Annotated in this window: 14 protein-coding genes; 3 read left to right on the top strand and 11 right to left on the bottom strand. The window is 61.4% G+C overall.

Features of this window, described 5'->3' with window-relative positions:
• Window positions 1–92: 92 nt before the first annotated feature.
• From phoU to AB4N42_RS03580, 6 genes are all read right to left on the bottom strand, one after another.
• Window positions 93–854: a phosphate signaling complex protein PhoU gene (phoU, locus tag AB4N42_RS03605; RefSeq protein WP_030139132.1), complete on the bottom strand. Its 762-nt coding sequence runs from the start codon at window positions 852–854 to the stop codon at window positions 93–95.
• Between the two features lie 74 nt (window positions 855–928).
• Window positions 929–1762: a phosphate ABC transporter ATP-binding protein PstB gene (pstB, locus tag AB4N42_RS03600; protein WP_030139131.1), complete on the bottom strand. Its 834-nt coding sequence runs from the start codon at window positions 1760–1762 to the stop codon at window positions 929–931.
• Window positions 1763–1930: 168 nt separating this feature from the next.
• A complete protein-coding gene (gene pstA / locus AB4N42_RS03595) occupies window positions 1931–3601 on the bottom strand; it encodes a phosphate ABC transporter permease PstA (RefSeq protein WP_460115879.1) in 1671 nt (556 codons plus the stop codon).
• Between the two features lie 15 nt (window positions 3602–3616).
• The gene (locus AB4N42_RS03590) at window positions 3617–5650 is read right to left on the bottom strand and encodes an ABC transporter permease subunit (protein ID WP_187293308.1); all 2034 of its coding nucleotides are present in this window, start codon (window positions 5648–5650) and stop codon (window positions 3617–3619) included.
• A 406-nt stretch (window positions 5651–6056) separates the two neighbouring features.
• Window positions 6057–7055, bottom strand: coding sequence for a phosphate ABC transporter substrate-binding protein PstS (locus AB4N42_RS03585; protein ID WP_030139128.1), 999 nt, complete (start codon window positions 7053–7055; stop codon window positions 6057–6059).
• Between the two features lie 274 nt (window positions 7056–7329).
• Window positions 7330–8628: an MFS transporter gene (locus tag AB4N42_RS03580; protein ID WP_030139127.1), complete on the bottom strand. Its 1299-nt coding sequence runs from the start codon at window positions 8626–8628 to the stop codon at window positions 7330–7332.
• 373 nt (window positions 8629–9001) lie between these two features.
• Between AB4N42_RS03580 and AB4N42_RS03575 the strand changes: the two genes are divergently transcribed.
• Window positions 9002–9406, top strand: a complete 405-nt coding sequence (locus AB4N42_RS03575) for an acyl-CoA thioesterase (protein WP_030139126.1) — start codon at window positions 9002–9004, stop codon at window positions 9404–9406.
• Between the two features lie 57 nt (window positions 9407–9463).
• Window positions 9464–10363, top strand: a complete 900-nt coding sequence (locus AB4N42_RS03570) for a D-hexose-6-phosphate mutarotase (RefSeq protein ID WP_030139125.1) — start codon at window positions 9464–9466, stop codon at window positions 10361–10363.
• Between the two features lie 134 nt (window positions 10364–10497).
• Here the strand turns inward: AB4N42_RS03570 and AB4N42_RS03565 are convergent, their stop codons facing one another.
• The 5 genes from AB4N42_RS03565 to AB4N42_RS03545 all read right to left on the bottom strand — a co-directional run bounded on the left by AB4N42_RS03565 (window position 10498) and on the right by AB4N42_RS03545 (window position 14309).
• Window positions 10498–11034 (bottom strand): DUF3299 domain-containing protein, encoded by a 537-nt coding sequence (locus AB4N42_RS03565; RefSeq protein WP_030139124.1) that lies wholly within the window; start codon window positions 11032–11034, stop codon window positions 10498–10500.
• Between the two features lie 89 nt (window positions 11035–11123).
• Window positions 11124–11369 carry a GlsB/YeaQ/YmgE family stress response membrane protein gene (locus AB4N42_RS03560; RefSeq protein WP_003187057.1) on the bottom strand — a complete coding sequence of 82 codons (246 nt, stop codon included), beginning with the start codon at window positions 11367–11369 and terminating at the stop codon, window positions 11124–11126.
• 101 nt (window positions 11370–11470) lie between these two features.
• The gene (locus AB4N42_RS03555; RefSeq protein WP_198796184.1) at window positions 11471–12556 is read right to left on the bottom strand and encodes a 5-(carboxyamino)imidazole ribonucleotide synthase; all 1086 of its coding nucleotides are present in this window, start codon (window positions 12554–12556) and stop codon (window positions 11471–11473) included.
• A gap of 12 nt (window positions 12557–12568) precedes the next feature.
• Window positions 12569–13060, bottom strand: a complete 492-nt coding sequence (gene purE, locus AB4N42_RS03550) for a 5-(carboxyamino)imidazole ribonucleotide mutase (RefSeq protein ID WP_003196369.1) — start codon at window positions 13058–13060, stop codon at window positions 12569–12571.
• Window positions 13061–13391: 331 nt separating this feature from the next.
• Window positions 13392–14309 (bottom strand): LysR substrate-binding domain-containing protein, encoded by a 918-nt coding sequence (locus AB4N42_RS03545; protein WP_198796183.1) that lies wholly within the window; start codon window positions 14307–14309, stop codon window positions 13392–13394.
• 182 nt (window positions 14310–14491) lie between these two features.
• On the opposite strand from AB4N42_RS03545, the gene aspA reads away from it, so the two are divergent.
• Entirely contained in the window at window positions 14492–15916 is a 1425-nt protein-coding gene (gene aspA / locus AB4N42_RS03540) for an aspartate ammonia-lyase (protein WP_030139110.1), read from the top strand.
• The last annotated feature ends 228 nt before the right edge of the window (window positions 15917–16144 follow it).

The raw sequence follows: 16144 nt of genomic DNA, 5'->3' as shown, positions 1-16144 counted from the left end.
GCCGGGACTTTTCGTTCACGGGGTGCTGCTTTCGATTAAAAAAACCGCAAAAAAAAGCCCGACCAGAAGGCCGGGCGCTTTTCTTGGCAATCTTACTTATCGTCAGTTTCACCGGGAACATTAGCGGTTTCGGACGGGGTGCCCTCCACTTCTTCCTTCATCCGCTTGAGGCCCATGTGCCGCACGTCGGTACCACGCACCAAGTAGATCACCAGTTCCGAGATGTTGCGTGCATGATCGCCGATGCGCTCCAGGGAACGCAGCACCCAGATAATGCTCAACACCCGCGAGATGGAGCGTGGATCTTCCATCATGTAGGTCGCCAGCTCACGCAGGGCAGTCTTGTACTCCCGGTCGATGATCTTGTCGTACTGGGCCACCGACAGCGCCAGGTCGGCGTCGAAACGGGCAAAGGCGTCCAGTGCGTCACGAACCATGTTGCGCACCTGGTCACCAATGTGGCGAACCTCGACGTAACCGCGCGGCGCTTCGCCTTCTTCGCACAATTGGATGGCGCGACGGGCGATCTTGGTGGCTTCGTCGCCGATCCGCTCCAGGTCGATCACCGACTTGGAGATGCTGATGATCAGGCGCAGGTCGGAAGCGGCCGGCTGGCGACGGGCCAGGATGCGCAGGCACTCTTCGTCGATGTTGCGTTCCATCTGGTTGATCTGGTCGTCGATCTCGCGCACTTGCTGGGCCAGGCCGGAGTCGGCCTCGATCAGCGCGGTTACCGCGTCGTTGACCTGCTTTTCCACCAGCCCGCCCATGGCCAGCAAGTGACTGCGCACTTCTTCCAGCTCGGCGTTGAACTGTGCGGAAATGTGGTGGGTAAGGCCTTCTTTACTAATCATCTTTGGCGTCCTTGGAGCGTCCGGTAAGGTGCGGCGGACCGCAGCGTAGATTCACAATGAGCAACAACGGCTTCCTAGCCGTAACGACCGGTGATGTAGTCTTCGGTCTGCTTCATTGCCGGATTGGTGAACAGGGTATCGGTGTCGCCGAACTCCACCAGTTTGCCCATGTACATGAACGCGGTGTAGTCGGACACCCGCGCCGCCTGCTGCATGTTGTGGGTCACGATGACGATGGTGAACTTGGACTTGAGCTCGTAGATCAGTTCTTCAACCTTCAGCGTCGAGATCGGGTCGAGGGCCGAGCAGGGTTCGTCGAGCAACAGGACTTCCGGCTCCACGGCGATGGTGCGGGCGATGACCAGGCGTTGCTGCTGGCCGCCGGACAAGCCCAGCGCCGAGTCGTGCAGACGATCCTTGACCTCGTCCCACAGCGCCGCGCCCTTGAGGGCCCATTCCACGGCTTCATCGAGGATGCGCTTCTTGTTGATACCCTGGATGCGCAGGCCGTAGACCACGTTTTCGTAGATGGTCTTCGGGAACGGGTTGGGCTTCTGGAACACCATGCCCACGCGGCGACGCAGCTCGGCGACGTCTTCGCCCTTGCGGTAGATGTTGTTGCCGTAGAGGTTGATTTCACCTTCGACGCGGCAGCCGTCCACCAGGTCGTTCATGCGGTTGAAGGTGCGCAGCAAAGTCGACTTGCCGCAGCCCGACGGGCCGATGAACGCGGTGACGCGTTGTTTCGGGATGTTCAGGCTGACGTCGTACAGCGCCTGCTTCTGACCGTAGAACAGGTTCAGGCCGGGCACTTCGATGGCGACGGTTTCCTGGGCCAGGTCCAGGCTCTGCTTGTCGCGGCCCAGGGCCGACATGTTGATGCCGTGAGTGTGTGCTTCGTGTTGCATGGGAGGCTCCCTGTGCTAACAAATTCGGTTCGGAACGCCTTTTCTGGCGGCCCAATGAAATTCCAGTGAACGCCGATCAGTGTGGGAGCGAGCTTGCTCGCGATGGGGCCATCGAGGCCGCCAGAAGCTTCGCGAGCAAGCTCGCTCCCACAAGGTCCGCGTCGATCATCAACTATCCAGTGCTTTGTATTTCTCGCGCAGGTGGTTACGGATCCACACCGCCGACAGGTTCAAGGTCGCGATCACCAGCACCAGCAGCAGCGCCGTGGCGTAGACCAGCGGCCGGGCTGCCTCGACGTTCGGGCTCTGGAAGCCGACGTCGTAGATGTGGAAGCCCAGGTGCATGATTTTCTGGTCCAGGTGCAGGTACGGATAGTTGCCATCCAGCGGCAGCGACGGCGCCAGTTTCACCACGCCCACCAGCATCAACGGCGCCACTTCACCCGCGGCACGAGCCACGGCGAGGATCATGCCCGTCATCATCGCCGGGCTCGCCATCGGCAGGACGATTTTCCACAGGGTCTCGGCCTTGGTCGCGCCAAGGGCCAGGGAGCCTTCGCGTACGGTCCGAGGAATCCGCGCCAGGCCTTCCTCGGTGGCGACGATCACCACTGGCACCGCCAGCAACGCCAGGGTCAGGGACGCCCAAAGCAGGCCCGGCGTACCGAAGGTCGGCGCCGGCAAGGCTTCGGGGAAGAACAGCCGGTCAACCGAGCCGCCCAGCACGTAGACGAAGAAGCCCAGGCCGAACACGCCGTAGACAATCGCCGGAACGCCCGCGAGGTTGTTCACCGCGATGCGGATCAGTCGGGTCATCGGGCCTTGGCGGGCATATTCACGGAGGTAGACCGCCGCCAGCACACCGAACGGCGTCACGATCATCGCCATGATCAAGGTCATCATCACCGTGCCGAAAATCGCCGGGAAGATGCCACCTTCGGTGTTGGCTTCACGGGGGTCGTCGCTGAGGAATTCCCAGACCTTGCTGAAATAGAAACCCATCTTGGTGAACGTGCCCATGCCGTTTGGCTGGTAGGCGTGCACCACTTTGCCGATTTCGATTTCCACTTCTTTGCCGTTGGCATCACGGGCCGTCAGGCTGTCGCGGTTGAACTGCGCATGCAGGTCGGCCAGGCGCGCTTCGATGTCCTTGTAGCGGGCATTGAGTTCAGCGCGTTCACTTTCCAGGTCGGCCTGGGCGGCGGCGTCGAGCTTGCCGTCCAGTTCCAGCTTGCGGCCGTGCAGGCGGATGCGCTCGAGACCGGCGTTGATCGCACCGATGTCGACCTTCTCCAGGGTCTTGAGCTCGTCGGCGAGCTTGTTGACGCGCTCGATACGCGCCTGCAATTGCGGCCAGGCTGCTTCGCCTTCGGCTACGACCTTGCCTTCTTCCTTGACGTTGACCAGGTAGCCGTAGAAATTGCCCCATTCGCGACGCTCGATGGCCATCAGCTCGGGCGGCGTGGTCTGGTTTTTCAGCCAGTCACCGACGATCCAAGTGAAGTCGGTGCCGTTGAGGTCACGGTTGCCGACCTTGACCAGTTCGCGGGTCATGAACTCCGGGCCTTCGTCCGGCACCGGCAGGCCGGCGCTTTTCAGGCGCTCGCGAGGCACTTCTTCTTTCTGCACGACTTCGCCGACGACCAATTGCGCAGGCATGCCCGGCTCGGTGTAGCTGGCGTGGATCAGGTCCGCCGGCCAGAAGTGGCCCAGGCCGCGCACGGCAATCACCGCCAGCAGGCCAATGGTCATGATGACCGCGATGGACACCGCGCCGCCGCTGATCCAGACGCCGGGGGCGCCGCTCTTGAACCATCCTTTCAGGGAGTTCTGTTTCACAGACTTCTACCTTTCTTAAAGCGACGAATATTTCTTGCGCAGACGCTGACGGATCAGCTCGGCGAGGGTGTTCATGACGAAGGTGAACAGCAACAGCACCAGGGCCGACAGGAACAGCACGCGGTAATGGCTGCCGCCGACCTCCGACTCAGGCATTTCCACCGCCACGTTGGCCGCCAGGGTGCGCAGGCCTTCGAACAGGTTCATTTCCATGACCGGGGTGTTGCCGGTGGCCATCAGCACGATCATCGTCTCGCCCACCGCGCGGCCCATGCCGATCATCAGCGCCGAGAAGATGCCCGGGCTGGCGGTGAGGATCACCACGCGAGTCATGGTCTGCCACGGCGTGGCACCGAGGGCCAACGAACCCAGGGTCAAGCCGCGCGGCACGCTGAACACGGCGTCTTCGGCAATGGAGTAGATGTTCGGGATCACCGCGAAGCCCATCGCCAGGCCCACCACCAGGGCGTTGCGCTGGTCGTAGGTGATGCCCAGGTCATGGGAGATCCACATGCGCATGTCGCCGCCGAAGAACCAGGCTTCCATGTACGGGCTCATGTACAGCGAGAGCCAGCCCACGAACAGGATCACCGGGATCAGCAAGGCGCTTTCCCAACCGTCCGGCACCTTCAGGCGAATGGACTCCGGCAGGCGGCTGAAGACGAAACCGGCGACCAGGATGCCAATCGGCAGCAACATCAGCAGGCTGAAGATCCCCGGCAGGTGCCCTTCAACGTAGGGCGCCAGGAACAGGCCGGCGAAGAAGCCGAGGATCACCGTCGGCATGGCTTCCATCAGTTCGATGACCGGCTTGACCTTGCGGCGCATGCCCGGTGCCATGAAGTACGCGGTGTAGATCGCGGCGGCAACCGCCAGCGGCGCGGCCAGCAGCATCGCGTAGAACGCGGCTTTCAGGGTGCCGAAGGTCAGCGGTGAAAGGCTCAGCTTGGGTTCGAAGTCAGTGTTGGCAGCCGTCGATTGCCAGACGTACTTGGGCTCGTCGTAGTTTTCGTACCAGACCTTGCTCCACAGCGCGCTCCACGAGACTTCCGGGTGCGGGTTTTCCAGCGTCAGCGGTTGCAGCTTGCCGCCCTGCTCCACGATCAGGCGATTGGCCCGTGGGGACATGCCGAACAGGCCCTGGCCATCGACCACCTGGTCCACCAGCAAGGTGCGGTGGGCGGTGCTGTGGAACACGCCGAGCTTGCCGGCGGCGTCGAGGGCTACGAAACCTTTGCGACGCTCCTCGGCGGTGATTTCAACGATGGGCGTGTTGCCCATCTGGAAGGTACGGATCTGTTTGAAGCGCAGCTCGCCGTCCGGGTCGCGGGCCATGAACCACTGGGCCAGGCCGCCCTTGGAGTCGCCAATGATCAGCGAGATACCGCCCACCAGCTGGGTAGCCGCGGTGACTTGGGCATCGGCGTTCTCGAGCAGCTTGTAGCGACCGTTGAGACTCTTGTCCCGCAGGCTGAACACATCGGCCTGGGCACGCCCGTTGATCACGTACAGCCATTGCTGGCGCGGATCGACGAAGATGTTCTTCACCGGCTCGGTCATTTGCGGCAGATCGATACGCGTCTGCTCGCTGGTGACTTCACCGGTCATCATGTTTTCTTCGCTGGTCAGCGACAGCACTTGCAGTTGAGCACCGCTGGAACCGGCCAGCAACAAGGTCGAATCAGTCGCGTTGAGGCTGACATGTTCCAGCGCAGCGCCCTGCTCGTTCAACGCGATCGGCGTCTCGCCATAAGGATATTCGACGGCAGGCGAGATGGTTTTCTTGCCGTCCGGGTAGGACACCTTATAGGTGTGACGGAACACCAAGGCCTGGCCGTTGGACAGGCCGATCGCCACGAGCGGGCTGCCGGGCTGGTCTTCGCCAATGGACGTCACGCTCGCGCCGGCCGGGATCGGCAGGTCGACGCGGCGCAGTTCGGCGCCACTGGTGATGTCGAAAAACAGCGCCTGGCCCTTGTCGGAAACCCGCATGGCCACCTGGTTCTGCTCTTCGATGGAGATCATCAGCGGTTTGCCGGCATCTTGCATCCAGGCAGGCGTGATCGAATCCTTGGCGGTCAGGTCCGCGCCCTTGAACAGCGGCAGCACCACATAGGCCAGGAAGAAGAAAATCAGGGTAATGGCCGCGAGAACGGCGAGGCCGCCGACCAACACGTACCAACGGGTCAGGCGATCCTTGAGCGCGCGGATGCGGCGCTTGCGTTGCAGCTCAGGCGTATTGAAGTCAATGCGCTTGGGAGGGGAAGTCGTAGTCATTGTGGAGTTGGCCAGATCATTCATGCGCACACCCTAGCGATCCTGTATGACAGAAAGATGACAATGCAGTGACGCAACAAATCCGCCGCCAGCGGTGAGCGGCAGCGGACAGGAATTGGGGCTGTGGGAGCAGGCATCACTCCCACAGGAAACCCGGGCGTCGGCCCGGGTTCAGGTGTTACTTCTTGGCGACGTTGCCGCCTTCTTGCAGACCCAGGTCAGCCAGTGCCTTGGCGGCGACTTTGGCTGGAACCGGGATGTAGCCGTCCTTGACCACGACTTCCTGGCCTTGCTTGGACAGGATCAGCTTGACGAACTCAGCTTCCAGCGGCGCCAGAGGCTTGTTCGGGGCCTTGTTGACGTACACGTAGAGGAAGCGCGACAGCGGGTATTTGCCGTTCAGGGCGTTCTCTTCGCTGTCTTCGATGAACTCGGTGCTGCCTTTCTTGGCCAGGGCCACGGTCTTCACGCTGGCGGTCTTGTAGCCGATGCCCGAGTAACCGATGCCGTTCAGCGAAGAGCTGATCGACTGCACGACCGAAGCCGAGCCTGGTTGTTCGTTGACGTTTGGCTTGTAGTCACCTTTGCACAGGGCTTCTTCCTTGAAGTAGCCGTAGGTGCCGGACACCGAGTTACGACCAAACAGTTGCACTGGCTTGTTGGCCAGGTCGCCGGTCACACCCAGGTCGCCCCAGGTCTTCACGTCGGCCTTGGCGCCGCACAGGCGAGTGGACGAGAAGATCGCGTCAACCTGTTCCATAGTCAGGTGCTGGATCGGGTTGTCCTTGTGCACAAACACGGCCAGGGCGTCCACGGCAACCGGGATAGCGGTTGGCTTGTAGCCGTACTTCTGTTCGAAGGCCTGCAGTTCGTTATCCTTCATCTTGCGGCTCATCGGGCCCAGGTTGGCGGTGCCTTCGGTGAGTGCGGGTGGCGCGGTGGAGGAACCGGCGGCCTGAATCTGGATGTTTACGTTCGGGTATTCTTTCTTGTAGTTCTCGGCCCACAAGGTCATCAGGTTGGCCAGGGTATCGGAGCCGACGCTGGAGAGGTTGCCCGACACACCAGTGGTCTTGGTGTAGCTCGGGATCGCAGGGTCAACAGCGGCAACCGCGTTGGCAGTCGCAACGCCAGCAGCGACAAAGGTCATTGCCGCCATCAAACGCTTCAGTTTCATGCCTTACTCCTAGCAGATAGGGTGTGTTAAGTCGGCCAAGTATCGGTAAGCCGTGTGAACACTCTATGGCTGAAATATGACAATTGGATGAAAGGCCAGCATTGAGTTTTGCAAGATGATTCTTGTGGCGAGGGGATTTATCCCCGCTGGGCTGCGCAGCAGCCCCTTAAACCTGATAACTCGATGTGGTAGATAGATTGAGTTGGCAGTGTTGGGGCCGCTTCGCGACCCAGCGGGGATAAATCCCCTCGCCACAGAGGCTGTTCTGCGCTGCTTAGCGCCCTTTCTTCCAGAGATACCCACCAATCACCATCCCGATCCCGCAGATGATCGCCACGTAATACGCCGGCCCCATCGGGCTCTCCTTCAACAGCAACGTCACCACCATCGGGGTCAAGCCACCGAAGATTGCGTAGGCCAGATTGTAGGAAAACGACAAGCCACTGAAGCGCACCACGGCCGGGAAGGCGTTGACCATGACGTAGGGCACCGCGCCGATCGTACCCACCAGCAAGCCACTCAAGGCGTAGAGCGGGAACAGCCACTCGGGGTGGGCGAACAGGCTGTGGTAGAAGGTCCAGAAGGTGATCAGCAGCAGGCCGCTGCCGAAGACGAACACCCGGCCAGCTCCGAAGCGGTCGGCCAATACACCGGCGCCGATACAACCAAGACTCAGGAACACAATCGCCAGGCTATTGGCCTGCAACGCCGTGGTCGGGCTGAAGTGGTAGACGGTCTGCAGCACCGTTGGCGTCATCAGGATCACCACGATGACGCCGGCCGACAGCAGCCAGGTCAGCAGCATCGAAATGGCGATGGCGCCACGATGGTCGCGCAGCACGGCGCGCAGCGGCACTTCTTCGGCCAGGGCCTTGCGCTGTTGCAGCTCGGCGAACACCGGGGTTTCGTGCAACCAGCGGCGCAGATACACCGAGAACAGGCCGAACACACCACCCAGCAGGAACGGAATCCGCCAGGCGTAATCCGCCACTTCCACTGGCGTATAAATGCTGTTGATGGCGGTAGCGACCAACGAACCCAACAGGATCCCCGCCGTCAGGCCGCAGGTCAGGGTGCCGCAGGCGTAGCCGATGTGCCGCGCCGGAACGTGCTCGGAAACGAATACCCAAGCCCCCGGTACTTCGCCGCCAATCGCGGCGCCTTGGATCACGCGCATCAGCAACAGCAGGATCGGCGCCCACATGCCGATCTGTGCATAGGTCGGCAGCAAGCCCATGATCAGCGTCGGCACGGCCATCATGAAAATGCTCAGGGTGAACATTTTCTTGCGCCCCAGCAGGTCGCCGAAGTGAGCCATGATGATTCCGCCCAACGGGCGAGCCAGGTAACCGGCGGCAAAAATGCCAAACGTTTGCATCAGGCGCAGCCATTCAGGCATTTCGGCGGGGAAAAACAGTTTGCCGACCACGGTGGCAAAGAACACGAAAATGATGAAATCGTAGAACTCCAGCGCGCCGCCGAGGGCAGAAAGCGACAAGGTCTTGTAGTCGTTACGGGTCAGCGGACGGGCGGGTTGTGCGGGCGTCGCCGTGCTCGAAGGCGCAGTGGTCATGGCAAGGGCTTCTCTTATAGTCAGTTCTCGGCCCGACAACACCGGATGGGAGCCCGGGCCGGTTCGGCACGATAGCAAATTGTTCGAAAAAGCACATAGAGGCGCGTAATTGACAGTCAAAATCAGAACCCGATGGTCGTATCGACGTCTATCGCCCGATATACTCGCAACCTTGCGACACTCTGTAAGGGGTTGCTGTGCGAAAACGTCGTTGGTGATGTAGTACAAATCAGCCGGTTTCGCAGAGTTTCCCTTTGGCACGCCTTTATGAAAAACGTGACGAACGAGGCATGTTCGGGCTGAATCGTTTTTTTCAAAGACGGCTATTCACCTGAAGTACACGACAGAGTTACGGGTCAGAGGCACCCCCGGCATGATAGAGCTCGAACAAGAAGATCCAATTCCGCAAGGCGACCTGGCCCTGCAAATCACCGCACTTCCCCGTGACACCAACGGCTTCGGCGACATTTTCGGCGGCTGGCTGGTGTCCCAGATGGACCTCGCCGGCACCGCGATGGCCAGCAAGGTGGCGGGTGGGCGCGTGGCGACCGTAGCGATTGATCGCATGGCGTTCCTGGTGCCGGTGGCCGTGGGCGCACAGTTGTCCTTCTATACCCAGGCGCTGGAAATCGGCCGCAGCTCGATCCAGATGATGGTCGAGGTGTGGAGCGACGACCCGCTGTCCAGTGAATGGCGCAAGGTCACCGAAGCGGTGTTCGTGTTCGTCGCCATCGACGGTAGCGGTCGTACCCGTTCGGTTCCACCACGGGCCCGTTAAACGCGGCAACCGTTTTGCGGTCCATTGCAGTCCATGTTCCTGAACGAGATTTGCAACATGCCTACGCCCAACGTCGAAGCCGTCAAACTGGATGAACTGAACGGTTGGCGCATCCGCCACGGTCAGGCCGAGTTGCTGGTGGCCCAGCAAGGCGCGCATATCCTCAGTTATCAGGTGGACGGCCAGCCGCCGCTGATCTGGCTCAATGACCAGGCCACCTTCAAGGCCGGCAAGAGCATCCGCGCCGGTGTGCCGGTGTGCTGGCCGTGGTTCGGCAACCTGACCCGCAACCCCGACAGCGTCCAGGCCATGCGCGTCAGCAACGAGCCTGCAACGGCCCACGGCCTGGTGCGGGCGATGGATTGGGAATTGAGGGGCATCGAGGCCGAAGGTGAAAGCCTGAAAATCGAATTCGTCCTGCCCTACCCTGAAAACGGCCTGTCGGGTTGGCCCCATCAGGTCGACCTGACGTTGACCATCGTGATGAACGAGCAACTGCATATCCACCTCACCAGCCATAACCGTGGCAGTGAAACCGTCAGCCTCAGCCAGGCGTTGCACAGCTATTTCGCTGTCAGCGATGTGCGCAACGTGCAGGTCGAAGGGGTGGATGGCTTGAGCTACATCGAGACCCTGGACGATTGGAAGACCCACGCCCAGGCCGGTGACCTGCATTTTGCCGGCGAAACCGACCGCATCTACCTCAATACCCCGCCGACACTGAGCATCGTTGACCCGCACTGGCAACGCCGAATCCAACTGACCAGCACCGGCTCACGCTCGGCGGTGATCTGGAATCCCTGGACCGAACGGGCCAAGGCCTTCAGCGACATGGCCGACGACGGCTGGCAGCGCATGTTGTGCATCGAGACGGCGAATGTGATGGATGACGTGGTGACGCTGTTGCCCGACGCCAGCCATACCCTGGGCGTGAGCATCTGCAGCAAGCCGCTCTGACACCGCAAAAACCATTGTGGGAGCGAGCTTGCTCGCGATAGCGGACTGACAGTCACCCTCAGCGTCGACTGACACACCGCCATCGCGAGCAAGCGCGCTCCCACATTGGGATTTATGTCAGGCCAATCAGCTGGTTACAAATCCGCCTCCTGCACCACCCTCACCTTCTCCGCCTCCAGCGCATACGCTGCGCTCGCCAGGTCGTTATCGACCTTCTCGATCTTCAACGTACCGGTGACCCACAGCGGCGTGTAGATGTCGTCCAGCTTCAGCCCCTTGGGATAGCGCACCAGCACCAATTGATTAGGCGGCGGTGGCGGGACGTGGATGCAGGCACCCGGGTAAGGCACCAGGAAAAACAGCGTGCTGCGGCCCTTGGCATCGCTTTCCAGGGGGACCGGATAGCCACCGATGCGGATGTGCTTGTCGTTCATCGACGCCACGGTCTTGGTCGAATACATCACCGCCGGCAAGCCTTTGCTTTGCTTCAAGCCACCCTTTTCAGTGAAGGTGCCGTTGGCTTCGGGGGAGTTGTGATCGATTTCGGGCATGGCCTCGAGGGCTTTCTGGTCCGACTTGGGCATCAGTTCGAGCCAGTCGGTTTCCGGCAGCTCGGCGGCGTGGGCCAGGCCACTGCCCAACAAAAGAAGGGTCAACACTAGACGGCGCATGAATGGGCTCGGCAATGAGTAAGGAATGAAACGCCGGGCAGTTTAGCCCCTCTCTGTGCGCCGCGCAGAGAGGGCTTCATCAAGTTTAATCAGTTTCTTTTGATCAGGCCGTAGATCACCAGCAGCACGATCGCACCCACCAGGGCACCGATGAAACCCGCGCCTTGACCGGCCTGGTAGATGCCCAGGGCCTGGCCGCCATAAGTGGCTGCCAACGAACCGCCAATACCGAGCAGGATGGTCATGATCCAGCCCATGCTGTCATCGCCAGGCTTCAGGAAGCGCGCGAGCAGGCCAACGATCAAGCCGATAAAAATGGTTCCGATGATTCCCATGGCATTCCCCTCTGATTAGACGCAAAGCCAAAACCTGATCAGGTTTTGGCACTTAGCCATGAGAGAGGTTAGCCGATGAATGGTTCCACCGGTGTTGCAGACTATTGTTCGGCGATCAGCGTCTCGACCTTGATGATCTGCTGGGCCAGGGTGTCCCGATCGGCGCAACGCAGGTTGGCGTGACCAACCTTGCGCCCGGCTTTGAACGCCTTGCCATAGTGGTGCAGGTGGCAGTCGGCAATCGCCAGGACTTTCTCGGTGTGCGGCACTTTGCCGATGAAGTTCAGCATCGCGCTTTCACCGACCTTGGAGGTCGAACCCAGCGGCAGCCCGGCCACCGCCCGCAGGTGGTTTTCGAACTGGCTGCACTCGGCGCCTTCGGTGGTCCAGTGTCCGGAGTTATGGACGCGCGGGGCGATTTCGTTGGCCTTGAGGCCGCCGTCCACTTCGAAGAACTCGAACGCCATGACGCCGACGTAATCGAGCTGCTTGAGCACCCGGCTGGAGTAGTCTTCGGCCAGGGCTTGCAGCGGATGGTCGGTACTGGCGACGGACAGCTTGAGAATGCCGTCCTTGTGGGTGTTGTGCACCAGCGGGTAGAAGCGGATTTCACCGTCGCGGGCGCGCACGGCGATCAGCGAGACTTCACCGGTGAACGGTACGAAACCCTCCAGCAGGCAACCGACGCTGCCCAGCTCGGCAAAGGTGCCGGCGACGTCTTCAGGGTTGCGCAAGACCTTCTGGCCCTTGCCGTCGTAACCCAGGGTGCGGGTCTTGAGCACGGCCGGCAGGCCGATGGCCGCGACAGCGGCGTCAAGGTCAGCCTGGGATTGGATGTCGGCGAAGGCCGGCGTCGGGATGCCCAGGTCTTTGAACATGTTCTTTTCGAACCAGCGGTCGCGGGCGATGCGCAGGGCTTCGGCGCTCGGGTAGACCGGGACGAACTGGGACAGGAAGGCAACGGTTTCGGCCGGGACGCTTTCGAATTCGAAGGTCACCAGATCGACTTCATCGGCCAACTGGCGCAGGTGATCCTGGTCGCCGTAGTCGGCCCGAAGGTGTTCACCCAGGGCAGCGGCACAGGCGTCCGGCGCCGGGTCCAGGAAAGCGAAGTTCATCCCCAGCGGGGTTCCCGCCAGGGCCAACATGCGACCCAACTGGCCGCCACCGATTACACCGATCTTCATTCGTCAACAACCTCAGGCAATGCGTGGGTCTGGATTGTCCAAGACGCTGTCTGTCTGCTCAGCGCGGAATTTTTTCAGCACGGTATGAAACTGTGGGTGCTTGGCGCCCAGGATACTCGCCGACAGCAAGGCCGCGTTGATCGCGCCGGCCTTGCCGATGGCCAGGGTCGCGACCGGGATGCCGGCTGGCATCTGCACGATCGACAGCAGCGAATCGACACCCGAGAGCATCGAGGATTGCACCGGCACGCCCAGCACTGGCAGGTGGGTCTTGGCCGCACACATGCCTGGCAAGTGGGCCGCGCCGCCGGCACCGGCGATGATCACTTCGATGCCGCGTGCCTCGGCTTCTTCGGCGTACTGGAACAGCAGGTCCGGGGTACGGTGGGCGGACACCACTTTCACCTCGTAAGGGATGCCGAGCTTTTCCAGCATATCGGCGGTGTGGCTAAGGGTGGACCAATCGGACTTGGAGCCCATGATCACGCCAACCAGTGCACTCATCGTCGTGCCTCTTCTCTCTGGGCGCCCTCGGGCGCGTCAAAAAACAACAAGCCACGCGGGAAACCGGCGTGGCTTGTTGTACGAATGATGGCCGGGTTAACCGACCGAAGGCCGGGCAGTATACCGAAAAAGGTAAATTAAACGCACTTTCGCCGACCATCTGTCATTTGCGTCGAAGCGGCGGTTTTATTGACTCGCAGGTCAGCAGAAAAACGCCTCAGATCCCTGTGGGAGCGAGCTTGCTCGCGATAGCGGTAGGTCAGTCAAATCAACACTGGCTGACACACCGCTATCGCGAGCAAGCTCGCTCCCACAAGGGGCTGCATGGGTTTCAAGAACCGGCCACACCCTGCGCCACGCCACCCTCAAGCTTGCGCCACAGCAACCGCACGTTGGCCTTGCGCACCAGGGCGCAGCGGTACAGGCGGATCTCCAGCGGGACATGCCATTGCGCCCCGCCGCAGATCACCAATTCGCCCCGGGCCAGTTCGTTGCGCACACTCAGGTGAGGGACCCAGGCGATGCCCAAGCCTTCCAGGGCCATGCTTTTCAGGCTGTCGGCCATCGCGGTCTCGTAGACCGTGGTAAAACGCAGCGCGCGCTGGCGCAGCAACTGATTGACCGAACGCCCGAGGAAGGCCCCGGCGCTGTAGGCCAACAGCGGCACGCTGGCCTCGCCTTCCAGATCGAACAATGGCCGGCCCTGTGCGTCGGCGGCACAGACCGGAAGCATTTCGGTCTGGCCCAAATGCAAGGACGGGAAAATCTCCGGGTCCATCTGCATCGCCGAATCCGGATCATAGAAAGCCAGCATCAGGTCGCAGCCGCCTTCGCGCAGGGCATGTACCGCATCGCCCACGTTGGTCGCCACCAGCCGCGTGGCGATGTTCATGCCGTCGTTGCGCAACTGGGCGATCCAGCGCGGGAAGAACCCCAGCGCCAGTGAATGCGCGGCTGCCACCTGGATGACTTCGCCCTGCCCGCCCTCCAGATGATGCAGATGCCGCAGCACCTCGCCCAACTGCTCGACCACCGTGCGCGCCGTCACCAGGAACAGTTGCCCTGCGGCGGTCAGCTCGATCGGCGTGCGCGAGCGATTGACCAGCGTTAGACCGAGGGCCGCCTCCAGACTACGGATCCGCCGGCTGAAGGCGGGCTGTGTCACAAAGCGTCGTTCGGCCGCCTGGGAAAAACTGCGCGTCGCGGCCAGGGCACTGAAGTCCTCGAGCCATTTGCTTTCTAGATTCATCACCGTCCTCCCGAAGGACGCACCAAAACAGGTCACACGTTCGCCGTGTCGTCGGCGTCACACGGGCATTATGCCGAATATGCATAGCCCAGTGTTTAACAGCATTGGCCCAAATTTTTCTGAAAGCCTAGGATTCACAGCGTTCCGGCCTAGACCGGGTCCTTATTGAGATGATTTCCATCATGTCCTCCGCTGCATCATTCCGCACAGAAAAAGACCTGCTTGGCGTACTCGAAGTACCGGCGCAAGCGTATTACGGCATCCAGACCCTGCGAGCGATCAACAACTTTCGTCTCTCCGGTGTCCCGATCTCGCATTACCCCAAGCTGGTGGTCGGTCTGGCAATGGTCAAGCAAGCCGCCGCTGACGCCAACCGCGAACTTGGCCAGCTCAGCGAAGCCAAGCATGCCGCGATCAGCGAAGCCTGTGCACGATTGATCCGCGGCGATTTCCACGAAGAATTCGTGGTAGACATGATCCAGGGCGGCGCCGGCACGTCGACCAACATGAATGCCAACGAAGTCATCGCCAACATCGCGCTGGAGGCCATGGGTCACCAGAAGGGCGAATACCAGTACCTGCATCCCAACAACGACGTGAACATGGCGCAGTCCACCAACGACGCCTATCCGACCGCGATCCGCCTGGGTCTGCTGCTGGGTCACGACGCGTTGCTGGCCAGCCTCGACAGCCTGATCCAGGCGTTCGCCGCCAAGGGCGAAGAATTCAGCCACGTCCTGAAAATGGGCCGCACCCAACTGCAAGACGCCGTGCCGATGACTCTCGGCCAGGAATTCCGCGCCTTCGCCACCACCCTGAGCGAAGACCTGGCACGCCTGAAAACCCTGGCGCCTGAGCTGCTCACCGAAGTGAACCTGGGCGGCACCGCCATCGGCACCGGCATCAACGCCGACCCGCGCTACCAGGCCTTGGCCGTGCAGCGCCTGGCGACCATCAGCGGCCAGCCGCTGGTCCCCGCCGCCGACCTGATCGAAGCCACCTCCGACATGGGCGCCTTCGTGCTGTTCTCCGGCATGCTCAAGCGCACCGCGGTCAAGCTGTCGAAGATTTGCAACGACCTGCGCCTGCTGTCCAGCGGCCCACGCACCGGCATCAACGAAATCAACCTGCCGGCCCGCCAGCCAGGCAGCTCGATCATGCCTGGCAAGGTCAACCCGGTGATCCCGGAAGCGGTCAACCAAGTAGCGTTCCAGATCATCGGCAACGACCTGGCCCTGACCATGGCGGCCGAAGGCGGCCAACTGCAACTGAACGTGATGGAGCCGCTGATCGCCTTCAAGATCTTCGACTCGATCCGCCTGCTGCAACGCGCCATGGACATGCTGCGCGAGCACTGCATCGTCGGCATCACCGCCAACGAAGCACGTTGCCGCGAGTTGGTCGAACACTCGATCGGCCTGGTCACCGCCCTGAACCCGTACATCGGCTATGAAAACGCCACCCGTATTGCCCGTGTTGCCCTGGAAAGCGGCCGCGGCGTGCTGGAGCTGGTGCGCGAAGAAGGCTTGCTCGACGACGCCATGCTCGACGACATCCTGCGCCCGGAAAACATGATTGCCCCGCGTCTGGTCCCACTGAAGGCTTGATCGACGCGACCACCGCTCACCAGGTCGAGGGACTAGACACCTCTCACCTTTTGAGGGCTTGGGGACTCGTTCCCCAAGCCCTTTTTTTGACAGAAGGATGCAAGCAAGACAGAACCTGTAGGACCGAGCCGACTGGCAATAAACAGCGCCGCGCTGCCGTTGTACCCCGCGTCGCTCGCCATCGCGAGCCAGCTCTCTCCCGCAAGAACCTGACCGAAAGGCCAGGAG

The organism is Pseudomonas sp. H2_D02 (assembly GCF_054677635.1).
Note: the sequence above shows the minus strand (reverse complement) of the source record. Positions and strands in the feature narration are given on the sequence as shown.